16 protein-coding genes are annotated in these 20,576 nt (G+C 33.2%); 15 read left to right on the top strand and 1 reads right to left on the bottom strand.

Annotated elements, in window-relative coordinates:
* The first annotated feature begins 87 nt into the window (after window positions 1-87).
* From HM981_RS14560 to HM981_RS14520, 9 genes are all read left to right on the top strand, one after another.
* Window positions 88-408, top strand: coding sequence for a GIY-YIG nuclease family protein (locus HM981_RS14560; protein WP_179339535.1), 321 nt, complete (start codon window positions 88-90; stop codon window positions 406-408).
* Between the two features lie 323 nt (window positions 409-731).
* Window positions 732-2,258, top strand: coding sequence for a class I SAM-dependent DNA methyltransferase (locus HM981_RS14555; protein WP_179339534.1), 1,527 nt, complete (start codon window positions 732-734; stop codon window positions 2,256-2,258).
* Entirely contained in the window at window positions 2,251-3,456 is a 1,206-nt protein-coding gene (locus tag HM981_RS14550; RefSeq protein ID WP_262890193.1) for a restriction endonuclease subunit S, read from the top strand. Before HM981_RS14555 ends, HM981_RS14550 begins: the two co-directional genes overlap by 8 nt.
* 6 nt (window positions 3,457-3,462) lie before the next feature.
* A complete protein-coding gene (locus HM981_RS14545; RefSeq protein WP_179339532.1) occupies window positions 3,463-4,812 on the top strand; it encodes a RelA/SpoT domain-containing protein in 1,350 nt (449 codons plus the stop codon).
* A 169-nt stretch (window positions 4,813-4,981) separates the two neighbouring features.
* Window positions 4,982-6,178 (top strand): PD-(D/E)XK nuclease family protein, encoded by a 1,197-nt coding sequence (locus HM981_RS14540; protein WP_179339531.1) that lies wholly within the window; start codon window positions 4,982-4,984, stop codon window positions 6,176-6,178.
* Window positions 6,179-6,325: 147 nt separating this feature from the next.
* Window positions 6,326-8,272 carry a KAP family P-loop NTPase fold protein gene (locus HM981_RS14535; RefSeq protein WP_179339530.1) on the top strand — a complete coding sequence of 649 codons (1,947 nt, stop codon included), beginning with the start codon at window positions 6,326-6,328 and terminating at the stop codon, window positions 8,270-8,272.
* Window positions 8,273-8,302: 30 nt separating this feature from the next.
* Window positions 8,303-10,894, top strand: a complete 2,592-nt coding sequence (locus HM981_RS17435) for an McrB family protein (RefSeq protein ID WP_218846457.1) — start codon at window positions 8,303-8,305, stop codon at window positions 10,892-10,894.
* A 3-nt stretch (window positions 10,895-10,897) separates the two neighbouring features.
* Window positions 10,898-12,142, top strand: a complete 1,245-nt coding sequence (locus tag HM981_RS14525; protein ID WP_179339529.1) for an McrC family protein — start codon at window positions 10,898-10,900, stop codon at window positions 12,140-12,142.
* A 44-nt stretch (window positions 12,143-12,186) separates the two neighbouring features.
* Window positions 12,187-12,549: a hypothetical protein gene (locus HM981_RS14520; RefSeq protein WP_179339528.1), complete on the top strand. Its 363-nt coding sequence runs from the start codon at window positions 12,187-12,189 to the stop codon at window positions 12,547-12,549.
* Between the two features lie 16 nt (window positions 12,550-12,565).
* Here the strand turns inward: HM981_RS14520 and HM981_RS14515 are convergent, their stop codons facing one another.
* Window positions 12,566-14,377 carry a sigma 54-interacting transcriptional regulator gene (locus HM981_RS14515; RefSeq protein WP_179339527.1) on the bottom strand — a complete coding sequence of 604 codons (1,812 nt, stop codon included), beginning with the start codon at window positions 14,375-14,377 and terminating at the stop codon, window positions 12,566-12,568.
* A 161-nt stretch (window positions 14,378-14,538) separates the two neighbouring features.
* Between HM981_RS14515 and HM981_RS14510 the strand changes: the two genes are divergently transcribed.
* The 6 genes from HM981_RS14510 (at window position 14,539) to HM981_RS14485 (ending at window position 20,507) form a co-directional block, all read left to right on the top strand.
* Window positions 14,539-14,682 (top strand): hypothetical protein, encoded by a 144-nt coding sequence (locus HM981_RS14510; RefSeq protein WP_179339526.1) that lies wholly within the window; start codon window positions 14,539-14,541, stop codon window positions 14,680-14,682.
* Window positions 14,683-14,732: 50 nt separating this feature from the next.
* A complete protein-coding gene (locus HM981_RS14505) occupies window positions 14,733-15,023 on the top strand; it encodes a hypothetical protein (RefSeq protein ID WP_179339525.1) in 291 nt (96 codons plus the stop codon).
* A 103-nt stretch (window positions 15,024-15,126) separates the two neighbouring features.
* On the top strand, window positions 15,127-17,430 hold the full coding sequence (locus HM981_RS14500; RefSeq protein WP_179339524.1) for a glycosyltransferase: 2,304 nt from the start codon (window positions 15,127-15,129) through the stop codon (window positions 17,428-17,430).
* Complete coding sequence (locus HM981_RS14495) at window positions 17,427-18,851, top strand: tyrosine-protein phosphatase (RefSeq protein WP_179339523.1); 1,425 nt, start codon at window positions 17,427-17,429, stop codon at window positions 18,849-18,851. The genes HM981_RS14500 and HM981_RS14495 overlap by 4 nt, the downstream gene beginning before the upstream one ends.
* A complete protein-coding gene (locus HM981_RS14490; RefSeq protein WP_179339522.1) occupies window positions 18,841-19,806 on the top strand; it encodes a methyltransferase in 966 nt (321 codons plus the stop codon). Before HM981_RS14495 ends, HM981_RS14490 begins: the two co-directional genes overlap by 11 nt.
* Window positions 19,806-20,507, top strand: a complete 702-nt coding sequence (locus HM981_RS14485) for a WG repeat-containing protein (RefSeq protein ID WP_179339521.1) — start codon at window positions 19,806-19,808, stop codon at window positions 20,505-20,507. Before HM981_RS14490 ends, HM981_RS14485 begins: the two co-directional genes overlap by 1 nt.
* Window positions 20,508-20,576: the final 69 nt, after the last annotated feature.

The raw sequence follows: 20,576 nt of genomic DNA, 5'->3' as shown, positions 1-20,576 counted from the left end.
AGCGCAGTCGAAGCCTCAAGAAAATTAAAAACAATAATGTCAGGCTGAGCGCAGTCGAAGCCCAATAAAACGAACAACATTAATAAAATGAATTATCAATACTTTGTTTATATCTTATTATGCGCAGATAAGTCATATTATACAGGTATTACCAATAATTTATCCAAAAGATTTAATGAACATCAAGCAGGTACAAAACGTGATAGTTATACGTATAGCAGGAGACCATTAACCTTAGTTTTTCAACAAGAGTTTAATGACGTAATCCAAGCAATTTATTTTGAGAAAAAAATTAAGGGTTGGTCTAGAGCTAAGAAAAAAGCGTTAATAGATGGAGATTTTGATAGGTTACAAATATTATCAGAATGCAGAAATGTGAGTCATTATAAATTTAAACCAAGAGATTAGAAAAGTTATAGGGTTGCACTTCGACTGCGCTCAGTGTGACCAATCGTATAAGTTGAAAAAGAGTGATAGGGAGGCACTTCGACTGCGCTCAGTGTGACAAATAGTATAAGTTGAAAATAATAAATGAGCATGTAAAAGCACTTTAAAATTTTAATTAAAAGCGTTATAGTGGGGCACTTCGACTGCGCTCAGTGTGACAAGTAGTAGTAAATAAAATAATAATAATGTGTATATAAAAGCACTTTAAAATATTAATTAAAAAAGTCATAGGGAGGCACTTCGACTGCGCTCAGTGTGACAAATAAAAGAATTAAAAACAATTAATGAGCATACAAAACAACATAGACAGAATTACAGATATCCTTCGTCGTGATGATGGTATTTCGGGAGCCATGCACTACACCGAGCAAATCTCTTGGATTCTGTTTCTTAAGTTTCTTAACGATTACGAAGACAATAAAGCTGATGAAGCCTTTTTAGAAGGTACAGACTATAATTATGTATTGCGTAAAGATTTACGTTGGCACCAATGGGCTTGCCCCAAAGATGAGACTGGTAAGCTAGACGTTAAACGTGCCTTAACAGGTGACGACTTAATAGACTTCGTTAACAAAACCTTATTTCCGTATTTACAAGCGTTTAAGGCTACCACCAACGATCCTAAAACGCTAACCTATAAAATAGGGGCTATTTTCGAGTATTTAGATAATAAAATCGCCAGTGGGCATACGTTACGAGAGGTGTTAGATATTATAGATGCTCTAGATTTCCAAAGTAGTGATGAGTTGTTTGAGCTATCTCAAGTCTACGAAAGCCTATTAAAAGGTATGGGAAGCGATGGTGGTAACTCGGGTGAGTTTTACACACCAAGAGCCATTATTAAAGCCATGGTAGAAACTACAGATATTAAAGTGGGTGATACCATTTACGATGGCGCTGTTGGTTCTGGTGGTTTTTTAGTAGAAGCCTACGAGTTTTTAACAGGTGGAGATAAAAAAGAAAAGCTCTCTGCCAAGGATTGGGAGACCATACAAAACGATACCTTCTTTGGACAAGAAAAAACAAGTTTAGGGTACGTGATGGGTATGATGAACATGATACTGCATGGAATAGAAAGTCCAAACGTGTATAAAGGCAACACGCTCATACAAAACATACGCGATTTTCAAGAAAAGGACCGACACAATGTAATCTTGGCAAATCCACCTTTTGGAGGTAAAGAAAAAAGCCAAATACAACAAAACTTTCCTGTAGAAAGTAACGCCACAGAAATTCTGTTTTTACAGCATTTTATGAAAATGCTAAAACTAGAAGGTCGTGCTGCTATTGTGATACCCGAAGGTGTGCTCTTCCAAACCAATAATGCCTTTATCAAAGTAAAGCAAACCTTGTTAGAAAACTTTAATGTACATACCATAGTAAGTTTACCATCTGGTGTGTTTTTACCTTATAGTGGTGTAAAAACCAATATTTTATATTTTGATAGAAAAGGGGCTACGAGTGATATTTGGTATTACGATGTGACACCACCTTACAAACTGACCAAAAATAAACCTATTACTTTCGATCATATTGCAGAGTTTGTACATCTGTTCCATAATCCAAAAGAGCGTAATGCTACCAATGCCAAATTAAAAAAAGCTGTCACCTCGAGCGCAGTCGAGAGGTCATGCAACGACTGGACAGTAAACGTAAAAGACATTAAAGACTACGACCTTAGCGCCAAAAACCCACACAAAGTGGTTGAGGTGATCCACCAAACCCCAAAAGATTTATTAAAGGCTATTAAGCAAAACGACACCGAAATAAATACATTAATGAACCAAATAGAACAGTTGATTGATGGGTAAGTGGGAAGAAAAAATATTTGATGAATTAAAAGAAGACAACTTAATTGGTTTAGTTAGAAACACAAAACAACAATCTTTTGAGTTTGAATTTGACTATTTGAAAATGAATAACATTACAAATGATGGTAATTTAAATTTATTATCAATGGTAAAAGTTAATGCATCCAAAGACGAACTTGAAAAATATGCTTTACAAAAGAGGGATTTTTTATTTAACACCAGAAATAGTGTTGAATTAGTCGGCAAAACGGCTGTTTATGATATTGAATCAGCTAAACCAATGCTTTTTAACAATAATATTATGCGGTCGAGGTTTAAAAAAGGTTACGATCCTTATTTTATTAATTATCAATTTAAGTCATCTGAGTTTCAAGAAAGATTAGAAAAAATAAAGAGTGGGACAACTAGTGTTGCAGCTATTTACTATAAATCTCTTAAAAATATTAAATTAAAGTTTCCACCATTAATAGAACAACAACGCATTGTTGCAAAATTAGATGGTTTATTTGCCAAAATAGATAAAGCTATTGGGTTGTTAGAAGCTAATATTTTGCATACGCAGGCTTTGATGGGGAGTGTTTTGGATGAAATATATTCGGATGGAGATATAATGCTTAAAGACGCGTGTATTCTTGGTCCCAAAAAGTCAGAAGTAAGAGATCTTGATGACAATTTAGAAGTTTCATTTTTACCAATGAGAGATTTAAATGAGCACGATATTAATTTCGTTCCAAATGAAATTAAAAAGATTAGCGAAGTTTATAAAGGCTACACTTATTTTGCCGATGGAGATGTCGTTTTAGCAAAAGTTACACCCTGTTTTGAAAATGGTAAAGCAGGTTTGGCAAAAGATTTAACTAATGGAATAGGTTTTGGATCATCGGAATATCACGTGTTAAGAGCAAAAGAAAACGTATTGCCAGAATGGATATATTTTGCTGTATTAACAGAACAATTTAGAGTGACAGGAAAAGAAAACATGACAGGAGCTGGTGGATTAAAAAGAGTTCCAAGACCATTTTTAGAAGAATGGAAAATACCAGTTCCAGAATTATCAATTCAGAAAAAACAAATTAAAAGAATAGTTCAAATTCAAGAAGAGACTAAAAATTTAGAATCCTCAATTCAAGAAAAACTAAATCATTTAAAAGCCTTAAAGAGCAGTTTGTTAGATCAGGCTTTTAAGGGGGAGTTGTAATTAATTATGAAGTACACAGGAGGGGATATAAAAAGGCTTGGAGAATCTATTGTTAAAAATAATGGATATGTATCTGACGATGATTTAGATTTATTGCAAGAGTATAGAAAATCTTATACAGAACCGTTAAGCTTAACTTTTAATACACTTGTTCAAATAAAAAACAATGTCGGTAGAGATGGTATTATAGCATTTAGATTAAAGAGGATTAGAACGATAATAAACAAAGTGTTACGTAATCCTAAAATGCAGCTCAATCGGATGGGAGATATTGCTGGCGTTAGGTTAATTCTTAAAAACGATGATCAAATTTTAAAAGCTTTAAAATTAATAGAAAGTGAATTTGAAATCAGCGGTAATATTAGAGATTATTTAAAAGAACCCAAAAAGATTGGTTATAGAGGGTTGCATGTTTATATAAAAGACCCTAAACATGGTAAACGAATAGAGGTTCAGTTACGAACAAGAGAAGATCATAATTGGTCAACTTTAGTAGAAATAACAGATTTATTATATAGTACTAGGCTAAAGGAATTAGGGTATAATAATAACCCAGAATTAGGTGAGTTTCATTCATTAATATCTAGTAAAGAAGAACTTACTGAAAAACAAGCAAATCATTTATACAATGTTCTAAAAAAGTATAATTTTATAGATAAGCTTAGTAGAACTTTTAGACGAAATAATGCCGAAGTGAAAAAGCAGTGGCATGCTGTTGGCGCTAGAAGTAAATATTTTTTAATAGAAAGTTCCACCGAAGACGTTCCTAAATTAATGGGTTTTGATAATTATGATAAAGCTGAAGAAGCCTATTTTAATTCCTATAAAAAAGACTCTGAGGCATTAATTGTCCTTACGGCAATACAAAAGCCTTCCTTTGAGCAGATAAGTGTTGCTTATGCGAATTATATATTATCCTATCATACATTTATAAAAGACATAGAACCAATTATTAAAACTCTTGCTTTAGAAGCTTTAGAACAAGGGAAAATAAGGCGATTCAAAAATATTTTTGAAACTTATGAAGAGTTGGAGGCAAATAGTATCGTTCATATTTTTACAGGTAAAGCTGATTTATATGTTTCGCGCAAAAAGAATAGATTGATTCTCTCAAGTTCAGAAAAGATTTCGACTAGAAAGCAAAAGCTAATACGAACTGAAATTAATCAAGAATTAAGAACAAGGATAGAATCTAATAGGGTGTTCATGTTAGAAATTGCGGATTTAACCAGTGGTATTAGTCCCAAAAAAATCCTTTGTAGATCATTCCTTAAAAAAAACAGTAAAAGAATAAAGAAAAGGTTAAAAGATTTAGAGGTTGAATTTAATGTAAAGGCCTCTTCAAAGTTGAAATAAAAACGAACATATTTAAAAGCCTTAAAGAGCAGTTTGTTGGATGAGGCTAAGGGGGAGAGTTTAATTGTATAGTGATTGGAGTGCTTAAGAATAATTAATATGGGCTATACTATTGAACAGTTTTTAAATAAAGCGTTAGTAGATAAAGGAATAAATGTATTACATCTGAATGAACATAGATAAGTTTGATATCATAAAAGAAGCCGTCTTTATAAATGCAAAGTTGCCTGCGCTACCAAAGCGGCCAAGAAAGAATTTGTTTGATATTTTAAAAATACAACATAGAGAAATACGTAACAGTAATATACTAGCTTATTTCTTTGACCCCAATGAAGAACACGGATTCGGGACTTTATTTTATGATTCCTTACAAGAGATAGCATCTCAAAAAATCACAGCACTTAAAAAATCTCATCCAGAAATTGAGTTTAATGATATAAGTTTTTTTGATGAACTTGTAAAAGTTAGAACGGAAGAGCAAACCACAGGTGCGAAAACAAAAACAAAGAGTATTGATATTGTATTAGAAGGTGACGCATGGGTTATAGGAATTGAGAACAAGATACATCATGATCTTGCTAATCCATTAAACACTTATTGGGCGCATCTTAAAAGTAAAAAGAAAACACCATTTGGTATTTTGCTTACATTATTTCCGTATAAGTTATATAGCGGTAAATTAGATAATGGTCATTATTTTTTAAATATTACACATAGGGAGCTTATTGAGCGAATTCAGCAAAACATTCAGTTAACTGGAGATTTGAGTACTACAGATCTGTTTTATTTACGAGAGTATTTTAAAAATATAGAAAGTCATTATTACCATTTAAAACCTAAGCCAGAGATGCATACTATAATTCAAGAAATTACAGAAAATTACAGTACCATTAGTAAAATTCTGAAGAAAAAGGAAGCAGCAGAAAACCATATAGAAAACCTTATCAGTACGATATTTTCGGAATACGGTTACATAAAGGCGGCTAAATGGTATCGACGTGAGGACAAAAAGTATGATTTGTATTTTTATATTCCATCAGCTTCAGAATTAATGCGAACAAATTCTTTGTGGCTATGCTTTGAATTGCGAAACCAGACGAATCGTAATATCATTAATAGATCTGAGTTTAAAGAACATTTTCAAAATGAGTTCTATAAATTACAAGGCTTTGATCAAGATGAGCTCGCTTCTAGTAGTCAAAGGACACATGCTTTTATTTATAAGGAAGATAATTTTTTTCAAAAGGGTGAGCCTTTTAACGAGAAAATTAAAAATGTCTTGGATCGCTTAATAAGCGGAGATACGGCGCCGGTAAAACAAGTAGAACAGTATTTGAAAGACCGTGAATACTTTTTTAAAGGTTGATTTAAATAGAATATCTCTTAGCTATATAAAAGCAGACCGATTTTTTTGCAGCTTCTGGAGATGCTTTTTCTATTCAAAATGGACATTCCGACGAAACTTATAAAGCAAGCGTAAAAATTAATCAGTAGAAATTATTTAAAATAAGACATGAGCACATCCAGTATTATAGACGTACCTAAGAAGGCAGGAGATAAAGATCAATTAGGTATTGATGCTTACAAAAATGGTTTAACAGGCTTTATCAACACCGCGCAAACACCACTAACAATTGCCATACAAGGAGAATGGGGAAGTGGGAAAACTTCGTTAATGAATGCTATAAGGCACGATCTGTGTGAAAATGAAAACGGCTTTTATGGCATTTGGATAAACACTTGGGAATATTCTTTGCTCACCGACGAGTATACCACGATGACTAATATTATTCAAGGTATTATTTCTTCGGTAATACAGGTTTTGGAAAAAGATAAGAACCAGAACCTAGAAGATTTAAAGAAAAAGGCCGTTGGCTTTTTTAAAGCTGCAGCACGTAGCGCCGCAAAAATGGGAGCCAATGCAGCAACAGCGGGTATTGCAGGAGATGCTACCGATGCCTTTTTTGAAGCTTCAGATAAACAATCGTCTTTGCGCGAGTTGCACACGGAGTTACAAAAGCAAATTAATGAAAGTATTGAGCGCAATGAGAAGGCCAAAGGGTTCTTGTTTTTTATAGATGATTTAGATCGTATAAATCCGCCAATAGCGGTTCAGATTTTAGAATTACTTAAAAACATCTTTGATTTAGAGAATTGTATTTTTATGCTTGCCATAGATTACGATGTTGTGGTAAAAGGTCTGGAGCCAAAATTTGGTAAAAAAACACCAGAGAATGAACGCGAGTTTCGTTCCTTTTTTGAGAAAATTATTCAGTTGCCATTTACCATGCCCATTGGTCAGTATCGTGTAGAAGATTTAATTATTGATAACTTAAAGCAGCTTCACTATTTTAATGAGGGGGAATTAACGGCTGATATTTCTAATACTATTGTAGATATAAGCAATCTCACTGTAGGTTCTAATCCAAGAGCCATTAAACGTTTATTAAATAGTTTGTCTTTAGTGCGAAGTATTATGCTTGCTGTAGAGTCTGAAAGTAAACCTACAGCTTTTGAGCAGCTTATAAATATAGGAGTCTTTAGTATTCAAATAGCGTATCCATTACTTTCTAGAGTATTAGAGCGCTATCCGGATTTTACGGCTTGGAATGATGAGGTTGTGGAAACTTTTAAGCTACAAGCGATACATGCGGACTTAAAAGAAAAACTGTCTAAAAACGAGTATTTTGATGAGGAATGGGAACAGATACTATATCAATTATGCCAACGTGAGAATTTTTTAAGTAATCGCGCCATGCAAATTTCTAGACTTTTTAATACGTTAAAATCGATCATAGAACATAATGCTTCTAATGGCACCAATGATTCTAATGATGTGTCCTTATTAGACGTAATGACGAATGCGATACAAGTAGCATCAGTAACAAGTTATGATGCCGCAAACGAAGAACCAAAAGCAAAAGAGATACATAAATCTGGTTTTTTAAAAGGGTTAAGAACGCGAATTAAGGATACATTGATACAGCAAGCCGCCTCTAAACATATTACCATACTCTATGAGCAAAAAGCCGTAAAATCTAATCTCACCTTCTTAGTGCAAAAAGGGGAACATCGATACCGTTTAGATTTCTCAGTGCATACCAGTGCCAAAGAATATCGCATACAAGTCCGTTATGGAAGTTGGTATTTTGTAAAAGCCATACATAATGATTTTCAAAAAAACTTAGAAGAGCCAGAAGCCAAGGGAATTAATGCGAAAGAACGTTTTGAAGGCATGTTATTTAAGATGGAAGAACTCAATAAAGAACTTCCTGAAAATTACGAACTTAAACATTATGTATTAACAAACAATAAGTACAATACCATTGTGGCAACCATGAATGTAAAAACACCAAACGCATGGGGTTTTATAAAGGATGCGCAAGAACTGGACGTTTATTTGGATAAGTTAATCAAGTTTTTAGGGGTTGTAGAGGGGATTAAGATAGGTAATTATTAATTGTGTGCGGAAGAAATAATGTAATAGACTATGAGTTTAGACAAGTATGAACAATGGTTGATTGCTTTTGATAATAAAAAAGAGAATACGGCTTATAATTATAAAAAGGCAATATCCAAGATAGAAGAGCATTACTCTAATCTTAAAGGGGATCCTGTTGATTTTTTTAAAATTAAAGTACCGCAACTAAAGGAGGTATTGGAATTATATGGATTAAAAGGTAAGGAGTTTGATTTTGGAGATAGATCTAAGGGGACTAATAGAAATGCTTTAAAAGCCTTGTACAAATACAGAAAGGGAAATTTTAAATCTGCGATATCACAAATAACTTCTGATCAGGTAAATGCTTGGTTTAATAGGACAAAGGAAAAGGATGTACCGCAACAGGTGTTGGATGACAATTGGAGGTATAATCTAGCGCATAATGAAACGGACAAGAAATTTCCTTTTAAATGGGCTATAAGATCTATTGCCGAAAAGAATGGATTGGCTTTAACTGAGTTCAAGTCAAGTCTACCTAATAGAAGTTTAGTATGTGAGCTGTTTGATGTGTATATCAATGAAGTACTTATTTATGATGAAACAGATGTAAATACGTTTATAGCCTACTATCATAAACAAGTGAGTCACAAAGAGCTTTTTCAAAGCTGTATGGATTACGCCAGTGCTTTTAGTCAACAATTGGTACGAGATCCTTATGATGCTCGCATAGCCATTTCTAGTGATAATCGCATAATGTATTTTATAGGGATGCGAAATGTATATGGTTATAACGAAAAGAATGGAGAGGCATACATCAACTTTATTTTAGATGCTGAACTTGAAGAAAAGATTAAACAGCAAGGTTTTAAATATGAAATCTATGCATATAAAGGGGGAGATCATAAGATTAACCTTTATCTAAATCTGACAGATTGGAACGAGATTCCTAAATTTATTTTAGAAAATCATAGGGCTTGTTTAGAACAAGAATATCATGAAGAGATAAAGTCATCCATAAGACGCTGGAAAGAAGATGCGAATTCAACGAATTATGCGCTTAAGACCATAATTTTTGATGATCTGGATGTGGAAGATTGGATGAATGATCAAAAAAAATCAGATTATAAAATAGATACTATTATTGATACAGAAAACACTACTAAAGATTTAAAGAACGTGAATATGATGTTACCACCACTAAATCAAATTCTTTACGGTCCACCGGGAACTGGTAAAACTTATGTTACTAAAGAATTGGCTGTTCAAATTTCTAATCCACATTTTGCAATTGATAAGGATTTAAATCCAAATGAACAAAGAGCAGCTATAATTGACGAATACGATAGACTTTGTAAAGAAGGACTCATTGTGTTTAGTACGTTTCATCAAAGTATGAGTTATGAAGATTTTGTTGAAGGCATAAAACCAATAACTCATAAGGGGGAGATTTCTTACCAGGTAGAATCTGGTATTTTTAAAACCTCTGTTAAAAATGCACTTTCAGAGTATATAGATTCTAAGGAAAAAGGGGAGGAAGATTTTGATGTGTTGTATGCGAAGTTTTTAGACTCAATAAAACCATATGAAGGAAAACGTGAACCTGTTTTTACCACTAAAACAGGAGTTGAATTAATGTTGGTTGGTACAAGTGATTCTTCAATTCTTGTAAAATACTTATGGTCTAATAACAAGAAAGAGCAACCGGGACAACATACATTTAGCGTTACCAAAGAGAAATTAAAAAAAGTATTAATAGAAGGCATAGTCCCAACTAAAATAAAGAGCTTAAAAGCTGAAATACATCCTTTAGTAGGTCATATTCATTGCGAATTATTTGCGGTCTACAAAACATTTTATGACTTTGTAGTTGCAAACAAAGGAGATGTGGAAACCGTGCAGTTTAATGCGATAGATTTATCATTTGATGATGTTTTAGAGCAGGTTTCAAGCTATAGTAAATCAGAACTAAATTCTAAAGAGGTAAAAAATCACACATTAATTATAGATGAAATTAATAGAGGTAATGTGTCTGCTATCTTTGGAGAACTCATAACGCTTTTAGAAGATGATAAGCGAATTGGAAAGAATGAAGACATAAGAATTAAACTTCCTTATTCTAAAACCAATAATTTTGGAGTTCCTCAAAATCTATATATAATAGGCACCATGAATACCGCAGACCGTTCGGTAGAGGCTTTAGATACCGCTTTACGCCGTCGTTTTGAGTTTAAAGAAATGATGCCTGATTATGCCGTTATTGCAAACGAGGAGGTAGAAGGCGTATTTCTTTCAAATGTCTTAAAAACGATTAATGAACGGATTGAATTGCTAATAGATAGAGATCATGCCATTGGACATTCGTATTTTGTAGGAGTTTATACAGAGCAGCAATTAGCGAATGCATTTAATAATAAAATAGTACCCTTATTACAAGAATACTTTTATGGTGATTATGGTAAAATAGGTTTGGTACTTGGCAATGGGTTTGTAGAACGGAAAACGAATAAAGACTTAAAGTTTTCTAGTTTTAAATATGATGGTAAAGACGAATTTATAACTTCTACGTTTATATTAAAGCCCATTGATGATTCTAATGTGATTAATGCGGTAGACCAATTGTTTGAAATTAAAGACAATTAAGACTTGAAAACGCATAAATCCATTTCCGTTTTTGAGCATCAACGCTTGTATGTTGGTGCGTTGGGTTTTAAGCAACTGCATTTAGATGCACTGCTGAAACTCAATGACTACCACGATGGTCATTATTTTGAGCCTATTGCTAAAGGTGTAAAATTCAACCAATACGTAGGTGTTATTCAGGTGGATGGCTTAACCATAGAGATTCACCCGAAAGCTGATAAGGATGATGACGATAATAGATGGAAAGGAGTGTTGCTTCAAATGCTTAAGGCGTGTGGCAAACTAAAGGCAGAGTCTTCTGGTGCAGCTCATGTAAAGCGACAGCATCTTAACTTGTTAGAGGTTTATTTTGAATTGTACTTGCACGAGGTAGAGACACTCATTCGAAAGGGAGTTATTAAACAGTATCGAAAGCAAACCCAAAATACTAAAGCATTAAAAGGAAAGTTAGAATTTGCAGGTCATATAAGGCATAATGCGGTTCATAAAGAACGTTTTTATACGACGCATCAAGTTTATGATACTAACCACGTGTTGCATCAGGTATTGTATAAAGCCTTAACCATTGTTGATCAATTTACTAAAGGTACACGGCTTTGTGATTTAAGCAGTAGAGTGCTATTGAATTTTCCTGCAGTAGATAAGAAAAACATAACAGCACAGCAACTCAAGACTATTAAATTAAATCGGAAGTCCAACAGCTATACTGAGGCTTTAGAGTTAGCACGACTGATTATTTTAAACTATTCTCCAGACATTTCAAGTGGTAAAGAAAAGATGTTGTCCCTTTTGTTTGATATGAATGATTTGTGGGAAACCTATATTCTAAAACAAGTTAAGAAAGCTTGTGAAGGTACTAGTATTGAGGTTTCGGGTCAAGAATCAAAATCATTTTGGGGTAGCAATAGTTTGCGACCAGATATTGTATTACGACAGGGAGAGAAGACTTTTATCATAGACACGAAATGGAAACGCCCACTAAGAAGTTCTGCTTCGGTAAGTGATCTACGCCAGATGTATAGCTATTGTCGTTTTTGGGATGCGGAAAAAGCTATGCTTTTATATCCTGGAGATGCTTCTGGAAATAAGTTTAAATCTTATTTAACTGATGACTATTTAAAGGTTCATGAAGATGAGCATAGTCGGATTGATCATCAATGTAAGATGGGGTTTGTTACTGTTTTGGATGATGCAAATACGCTTAATGCTGATATTGCCAAACGGATTTTAGATCTTTTAGAATTATAATACTATGGTGCTTTAAGAGCTACACTAACGATACTAAATATTATATGACCATAAACCAACTACCAGGAGCCTACAATATTATTGGAAGCAACCAAGATTCAGAAGGAGTAACTTATAAAGGAACTCTATACTTAACCCTAGATGAGAACAACAGAATTAAAGCAAAATGGTTAATTAATAATAATCAAGAGCAGTTGGGTACTGGGTTTTTTAAGGATAATATCTTAGTCATTAATTTTAATTACAAAGGTGATGATGCGATGATTTATAAAGGCGTTGTGGTGTATAAATGCATCACTAAAGATCTATTAGATGGTTTTTGGTCAGAGAAGCATGGTAATCCGTTGTATCTTGGTGAGGAACGTTGTTATAGGGTAGGGACTCAAAGTCGTGAGTTGGTTAATTGAAACAAATTCTTTGTTGTTATTTTAATGAGTATTTATTTTTCCATTTATTAAAAGTATTATCTGTTACTGTATCTCCTTTTGATTTAAAATGTTCTATCGCGTTTTTTCTGCCTTTAAATTTATCTACTGCCCATTTTTGTAATTCAAAGAAATAATCAGCTTTCATTTCTTGCGTTGTTTGCTTAGTATTAAAGTTGTATTTCTCGTGTTCTAGTTCTGTATTTACCGTGTGGTATTTGGTGAATTCTTTTTTCGAATAAGAAAACGGAGTTTTCTCATTCAGCATCGTTCTGGTTTCTTCATCGAAATTTAAGTAAGCATTATAGTACATGGCAATTTTTTGTAAATCTCTATAGTTCCCAGGTAAGTCTAGCGTTTTTATCCACTTATTTAAATTATCATCTTGTGGTATATTGTAAGCTCCTGGGAATTTTAGACCTTTCCAAATTTTCTCCCAGTCTGCCATTCTATCTTCTTTGGTTTCTCTCAACGCGGGTATGTTTACAACATGCTGTACAATTCTGTCGTAAAAATCGGGTAGTAATAATTGTCTTAATTCTTTTATGGTTTTGTTTGTGGCAAAAATTAAGCGACATTCTACTTTAGTTTCTTTGCTATCTCCCATTTTACGAATAGACATTTTGTTATCTCTGTCAGTTTGTAATGCTTTCATTAGTTTGGCTTGCACAAGTTTAGAGAGGTGATGAATTTCATCTAAAAATAAAACACCTTTATTGGCTTCTTCAATTAGTCCATTTTTGCCACCAGGAAGACTGCCTGTAAAAGCACCTTTTGAATACCCAAATAATTCAGCTTCTGCAGTATTGTCATTGTCAAAAGACGCACAATTAGCTTGTATGAGATTATTTTGATTTGTTAGTGTACTTTTTGCTTTTTCAGCGATGTGAGATTTACCTATTCCTCTTTCACCAAGCAATAAAATAGAGAATCCGGACTTTAGAAATACTTCCATTTTTTTGTCAACTAATTTTCTTGAAGGAGATTTGGTTTCTGAAAACAAGCTAAATCCATCACCTATAGAGGTTATTAAGTTGGTGGGTATTTCTTTGATTGAGAATGGTTTAAATCGTTTTTCTTTGTCGCTAGATTTATCGTCATATGTTTTTATAAATCTCGTGTTTGGGGGTAATTGTTCTGCTTCAGCTAAAATATGCCATACTACCTGTGTCTCATTACTTCCTAATGATACATTTATAATATTTTCAGCTCCCTTAAGCTCTTTGCTTTTATTTTTAAGCCAAGCATTGACTTTGTTGGCGATGTGCTTTTCGTCTCTTAGGTCGTTTACGTCTAGTTCGATAATCTCTAATTTGTCTTTGTAAACGTTATTGAAATTAGAGTGTTCTTTAAGCCATTTTAATTGTTCTAGAACTGGGTAGTGTTGTATGTTTTTCCAAATGGATTTTTTGAAAGCATCATATTTATCTGGATATTTCTCTTTTACAAACCGGAGTTCTTCTGAAAGGTTGTAGCATAAGTCATCGTTCGAAGTGATTTCATCATAAATATGGCTTAATCCTAAGTCTATTATTGTTTCGTCGTTTACAATGTTTTTTTTATAGCTAAACCGTCTGCTTGAAAGTTTGTCGAAAGATTTTTGTGGTGCGATTAGGTAAATCACTTTGTCGAAAACAAAACCCTCATGTTCTTGAGGTGTGTCGAAAACAGTGTTCAGTTCCATTTGATTTAACTCATCAAAATGTAAGTTTTGAGGTGTATGTCCTTTTTTGAAAAAGCAACTTAAAATATGTTTAAGATATGCTACTCCATGTGTTGTGTAGTGCCAAGTGATGTATGTTGTTTTCATTATATAAAGGTAAATAATTATCTATAGGTAATATATTATTTTTAATGTTTTTGCTGTAATTATTTTATTTGTCTGATTTTTAAATGGTTACTGTATTTTTATTTTTGTGGCATGATTATTCTTTAGTGTTAAGTGTATTAATAATTAAAAATAAAAATATCATGAGTAAATCAAAATCAATGACGAGAGGTGCAGCCTCGAGAATTCAAATTAGTACTGTAAAAACATCTGGTTCAGGCGGTGTAACAAAAGGGAGTTTTGCAGCAAGAGCACAAAGTGCAGCTGCAAAAAGTTCAAAAAAGTAATTATTAATAAAATCTCGCCTTTTTTAAGGGCGAGGTTAAATTTTAAAAAAATGAAATATATATTAAATTATAAGAAAAGCCCTCATTTTGAGGAACGCTTAAGAGCGCGTCACATAGATCCTTTTTTAGTGTCGTTGTGTTTGGGGAAAGGAGTTGCGGTACCAAAGAGTAGTCAGAGGGTAGAATTCACGTTATCAAAAGAATGTATTATGAATGCTATAAGACAAGGCTATATTTTGGCTGGGGATTGTCTTTGTATAACAAGCTTGACCGTGGTGACTAAGCGACGTATGTTAATTACTGTTTTTGCCAAATTTGGCGATACAGGCATTACTAATTAGAACAATAGTAAATAAGATAGCTGAACGTTACTTATTTAAGTTTTAAATGAAAATTACTACAAATAATACTATTTTGAACTTTTAAAAAAAGAATACATATTACATGCATATATTAAAAATAATTCATGGCTATCCACCACATTACAATGCAGGGTCGGAAGTTTACAGTCAATCTATATGTAACGAATTATCAAAAGATCATACTGTTTCTGTTTTTACTAGAGAACAGAATCCGTATGCTCAGGATTTTGACATTCGTCACGAAAAAGTGAGCACAAATTTAAACCTCTATTTTGTTAATAATCCTAACGGTAAAGACGGTTATAGGCATCAAGCAATAGATGACAACTTTAAAAAGTTAGTAGATCAATTACAACCCGATGTTGCGCATGTTGGACACCTTAATCATTTGTCTACAGGACTCATAGATGTTTTAAATGGTTTAGGAATCCCTATTGTTTTTACATTACATGATTTTTGGCTGATGTGTCCTCGTGGTCAATTTTTAACCCGTAGTATAGGTAAGGAAAATAACACGATGTTGTGCTCTGGGCAAGAAGATAGGAAATGCGCTACTAGTTGTTATGAAGTCTATTTTAGCGGCCATAAAGAAGAAGAGCACATTGATGTAGATAATTGGAGTCATTGGGTGCACCGAAGAATGCAAGACACCAAAGCTATAATTGATAAAGTAGATTTGTTTATAGCACCTTCTAAGTATCTTGAAGATCGTTTTGTTTCCGAATTTGATATCCCTAAATCTAAAATCACTTATTTAGACTATGGTTTTCCGACGCATTATTTAACACCAACAGAAAAAGCACAACCAAAAGCGGAATTTACGTTTGGTTATATAGGAACTCATATTCCGGCGAAAGGCATCGATCAATTAATAGAAGCTTTTAGGCAAGTGAAAGCACCTGCTGTTTTAAAAATTTACGGTAGAGAGAATGGACAAAGTACAGCAGCCTTAAAAGCATTAGCAGCAACTATAGAGAACAAGGTGGAATTTATGGGCGAATACATTAACCATAATTTAGCAAATGATGTCTTTGCACATGTTGATTGTATTGTGGTGCCTTCTATTTGGGGAGAAAATTCGCCATTAGTAATCCATGAAGCGCAAGCTTGTAAAATTCCTGTGATTACTGCTGATTTTGGAGGAATGAAGGAATATGTGCAACATCATGTTAACGGACTATTATTTAAACATAGAGATATAGATGCTTTAGCTGAGCAATTAAATTTTGCGGTGTCTCATCCTGATAAAATGAGAACCTATGGAGCTAAAGGTTATTTGTTATCGGAAGATGGTAGTGTGCCAGATATTAAAGCACATTGTGATGACTTAGTGAGTCTCTATAAACGTTATACAAATGCTGGCAAATTTTGGAGAGTGACTATAGATACCAATCCTGAAGATTGTAATCTAAAATGTATTATGTGTGAAGAGCATAGTCCGTATAGTAACTTTATAGATACGCTTTATAAAGACACAGGAGTGAAACGTAGACGTATGGATTTTGAAACGGTGCAACAGATTTTTGAACAAGCATCAGCGTTAGGTGTGAAGGAGATTATACCATCGACCATGGGAGAGCCCTTATTGTATAAGCAATTCGATCAGATTTTTGATTTAGCAAAACAATACTATATAAAGATCAATTTAACTACAAATGGGACATTTCCTAAAAAGCGTGTTTTAGATTGGGCTAAGTTGATAGTACCTAATACTACAGATGTTAAAATCAGTTGGAATGGAGCTACAGCAGCAACTTCAAAAGAAGTGATGCATGGTTTGGATTTTGAAAAAGCTATTGCTAATGTCAAAGAATTTGTAGCCTATAGAGATGAATATTTTAAAACAAGTGGTTATTTCTGTCGTGTAACGTTACAATTAACGTTTATGCAGAATAATATGCACGAATTGGTCGCTATTATTAAACTGGCAGCTGAACTCGGAGTAGATCGTGTAAAAGGGCATCAGCTTTGGGATCATTTTGATGAAATTAAAGGGTTATCCATGAACGCCACTCCGGAAAGTGTAGAACAATGGAATATCTATGTTAAAGAAGCGCATGAAGCAGCAGAAGTGTTTAGAAAACCCAATGGAGAGAAACTTTTGTTAGAGAATATTATTCCAATTGAAGATCATGCCATTAAAGAGGTTCGTGAAGATTACGAATGTCCCTTTTTAGAACAAGAATTATGGATATCTGCTACTGGAAACATATCACCTTGTTGTGCACCAGATAATTTAAGGCAATCTTTAGGTGATTTTGGTAATATAAAAACAGATTCCATTCAAGATGTCTTAAATAGTGCCCACTATAAAGATTTAGTGGATAACTATAAAACAAAATCTGTTTGTAAAACTTGTGTCATGCGTAAACCTGTAGCCTTATGAAACATTTAAACACCATAGAAAACGTAAAGACCATTTTACCTCAAATAGAACATGTAGATGCTGTTTTGTTGTATGGTTCTTATGCAAGGAAAGACGCTGTAGGAAATTCAGATTTAGATATAAAACTTATTGTTAGCGAAAGTTTTGATGTGCAGGGTTTTATAGCTATTATAAAAAATGCATTTGATGATACAGTAAATAGTGTGCACTACATTAAACTAAGGCATAAGGTTGTTGTTTATTTCAAAGAACTACCAAAGTTAGAGTTTGGTTTATGTTATAATATGGAAGCTATTAAACGAGATTTTTTAGGGTCAGAAATAACCAACCTAAACGAGATTGTTTTGTATGAAAAAGACAAGGAGCATACACAAATAGAATTGTACTTAATGCAACTTCTTGATTCTAAAAAAGGTATTGACACCTCGGAAGTGCATAATTTAATCGATAAGTTTGTTTATGAGTTTGAGAGTTGTTCCTCAAAGCATAGTAGGAGCGATGGCTATCAGTTTTATTATTTCTATAATATAGCTTTTCATCTTGCCATTCAATTACACTATTTAGCTAAGGGGAAAACAGCCTATTACTTCCTTCCTAAAAATTTTATGACGAGTGAGCTTACAGTAGAAGAACAAGCTTGTTTTTCTAAAGTCAATGGCACTACTTTTCTTCCAGAGGCGAATAAAAGAAAAAGAGCCTTATTGGATTTCTTTTATAATGCCATAGAAAAATTAGTTGCAGTGCATGAATATGAGGAATTGAAAGCATTTTGCGAATGGATTTATAAACGTGACTTTTTTTGGAATTTTAGAGATGCCAATGCGTTTAATACTAAAATGAAGGAGCGGTTAATTTATAGAACATCTGCTTTAGCTTTATTTCAGAATACAGAAGAATTAAATGTGTTACTGCGTGAGAATAACATAAAAACAATAATTGATTTAAGGGCAGATAGAGAGATTGAGGAGATTTCTTATTCCGATGAAATATTAAGTCAGGTGCACTATGTTAAAGCGCAATTTGACCCTTGGGATCAGCCCGAATGGTTTAAGGAAAAGCATAATGAAGGTTCTAATCATGAGATAGCATATCGTTTTTTTGCCATGGGTTGTAAAGATGCGGTAAAGAAAACATTTGAAACTATTTTAGAACACGAGAGCGGAACTATTGCTATTCATTGTCACGCAGGAAAAGATAGAACAGGGATTATCTTTTCGCTATTGCATCTTCTTTTGGAATCACCAAAAGCTCATTTAAATACTGATTATTTAACTAGTGAAATGGATGTGTCTCTAGATAAGTTAAACATAGCTCTAGATGTGGTTGAAAATGAAGGAGGTATTATAAACTATTTATTGTCTTGCGGTTTAACGGAGAAACAAATAATGAATTTAAAAAGAAAGTTATTACATGAATACTAGAGCGTTTTTAAAATCTTTTTTCACAGAACATTGGAAATACTTGACGGTTAGTGCAGCTTGTAAGTTGAATTTATTTGATGTCTTAGTGGCTTCAGGAAAAACAGTAGCTGAAATATCTAAAGAACTAGAGATTGAAGAGAGCAACCTAGAATTATTATTAAATGGATTGCTAAGTATTTCTTTTTTAGATAAGAATCAAGATAAATATGAGTTGAATAAGCTATCTGAATTATTAACAGATCATCACCCTCAAACGTTAAAATACGCATGTCTTAATTGGTCAGGAGATCATTTAGATGCTTGGAGTAAATTAGATGTATCTATAAGGACAGGCACTAGTTTTTTTGAAACTAAATATGGGATCAGCTACTTTGAGTATTTGAATAAGAATGACGATAAGCTTAATGATTATCATAACGCCATGTTTGCTTATGCAAAAGATGATTATAAAGATATTACGGCTATCATTGATTTTAGTCGTCATAAAAGCGTCATGGACGTTGGTGGTGGATATGGAGCATTGATTTCTAATATCAAAGTTGAGAATAATGATGTAGAGTGTTTTCTTTTCGATTTAGATTTGGTTATTGATAAATGTGATACCATTGCGAATGTTCAGCTTTTAAAGGGTGATTTTTTTAAGGAAATACCACAACTATCAGATGCTATTATATTGTCAAGAATTTTGCACGATTGGAACGAGGAAAATGCAATTCAGATTTTGAATAATGCGTATCAAGCCTTACCTGAAAAAGGGTATTTATATATTATTGAAAATTGTTCCGATAAGATAGCTGTAGATCTGTCTTTGTTGTCACTAAATATGTTAGCTATGTGTGAGAGTTATGAGCGTTCGTCTTATGAATATATCGCTTTAGCTAATCAGAATGGATTCAAGTTTAAAGAAGCTAAAAAGCTTAACGAATTACAAACCGTTTTAACTTTTACTAAATAATGGACTGGAGCGCTATACAAGTATCGGAAGAGAATAATTCATTTATTTATAAAGGAAAACTACTTTTTAATAAGGAATACGATGAGGTTTTAAAATTTCATAGTCCAGGACTAGCACCTGTTAAAGATGCTTCTGGTTGGTATCATATCAGTGTAAAAGGTATTGAAGTTTATAAAGCACGTTATAATCGAACGTTTGGATATTATTTCAATCGCGCAAGTGTAATAAATAATGATTCATGGTTTCATATTGATGACATGGGAGAGCGTTTGTATGATGTAAACTATGCTTGGACTGGTAATTATCAAGAACACTTATGTGCTGTTAGGGATTTTAATAATCAGTATTTTCATATCGATTTAGATGGAAACCCTATCTATGAATCCAAATATAGATTTGTTGGAGATTTTAAAGATGGTTATGCTTGTGTGAAGCAATTGAATGGTTTTTATAAGCATATAGATAAGTTAGGGAATGTTCTAAACGACAAAACATTTTTAGACTTGGGAGTTTTTCATAAAAACTATGCTACAGCCAAAGATAAAAATGGTTGGTTTCATATCGATAAGAAAGGACATGAATTATATAAAGAACGGTATACTATGATTGAGCCATTTTATAATGGCTTTGCTGTTGTGGATACTTTTGAAAAGACAAAACAAATTATTAATGAAGACGGAGTGAAAACGCTTGATGTATAAAATATTTGAAAATTGTATGTGATTTAGTTTAGTTGAATCTTCAAGAGGAGAGCTGTATATGCCTATTTA

Origin of the sequence: Winogradskyella ludwigii, assembly GCF_013403985.1 — a bacterium.
Lineage (GTDB): Bacteria > Bacteroidota > Bacteroidia > Flavobacteriales > Flavobacteriaceae > Winogradskyella > Winogradskyella ludwigii.
The sequence above is the reverse complement of the archived record's forward strand: the minus strand, read 5'-3'. Positions and strand labels throughout refer to the sequence as shown.

What these genes read in the sequence shown, in the direction of transcription:
- HM981_RS14485 (WP_179339521.1), top strand. Translation starts at nt 19,806, where the DNA reads ATGGACTGGAGCGCTATACAAGTATCGGAAGAGAATAATTCATTTATT.
- HM981_RS14540 (WP_179339531.1), top strand. Translation starts at nt 4,982, where the DNA reads ATGAACATAGATAAGTTTGATATCATAAAAGAAGCCGTCTTTATAAAT.
- HM981_RS14505 (WP_179339525.1), top strand. Translation starts at nt 14,733, where the DNA reads ATGAAATATATATTAAATTATAAGAAAAGCCCTCATTTTGAGGAACGC.
- HM981_RS14490 (WP_179339522.1), top strand. Translation starts at nt 18,841, where the DNA reads ATGAATACTAGAGCGTTTTTAAAATCTTTTTTCACAGAACATTGGAAA.
- HM981_RS14495 (WP_179339523.1), top strand. Translation starts at nt 17,427, where the DNA reads ATGAAACATTTAAACACCATAGAAAACGTAAAGACCATTTTACCTCAA.
- HM981_RS14560 (WP_179339535.1), top strand. Translation starts at nt 88, where the DNA reads ATGAATTATCAATACTTTGTTTATATCTTATTATGCGCAGATAAGTCA.
- HM981_RS17435 (WP_218846457.1), top strand. Translation starts at nt 8,303, where the DNA reads ATGAGTTTAGACAAGTATGAACAATGGTTGATTGCTTTTGATAATAAA.
- HM981_RS14555 (WP_179339534.1), top strand. Translation starts at nt 732, where the DNA reads ATGAGCATACAAAACAACATAGACAGAATTACAGATATCCTTCGTCGT.
- HM981_RS14520 (WP_179339528.1), top strand. Translation starts at nt 12,187, where the DNA reads ATGACCATAAACCAACTACCAGGAGCCTACAATATTATTGGAAGCAAC.
- HM981_RS14545 (WP_179339532.1), top strand. Translation starts at nt 3,463, where the DNA reads ATGAAGTACACAGGAGGGGATATAAAAAGGCTTGGAGAATCTATTGTT.
- HM981_RS14515 (WP_179339527.1), bottom strand. Translation starts at nt 14,377, where the DNA reads ATGAAAACAACATACATCACTTGGCACTACACAACACATGGAGTAGCA.
- HM981_RS14500 (WP_179339524.1), top strand. Translation starts at nt 15,127, where the DNA reads ATGCATATATTAAAAATAATTCATGGCTATCCACCACATTACAATGCA.
- HM981_RS14510 (WP_179339526.1), top strand. Translation starts at nt 14,539, where the DNA reads ATGAGTAAATCAAAATCAATGACGAGAGGTGCAGCCTCGAGAATTCAA.
- HM981_RS14550 (WP_262890193.1), top strand. Translation starts at nt 2,251, where the DNA reads ATGGGTAAGTGGGAAGAAAAAATATTTGATGAATTAAAAGAAGACAAC.
- HM981_RS14535 (WP_179339530.1), top strand. Translation starts at nt 6,326, where the DNA reads ATGAGCACATCCAGTATTATAGACGTACCTAAGAAGGCAGGAGATAAA.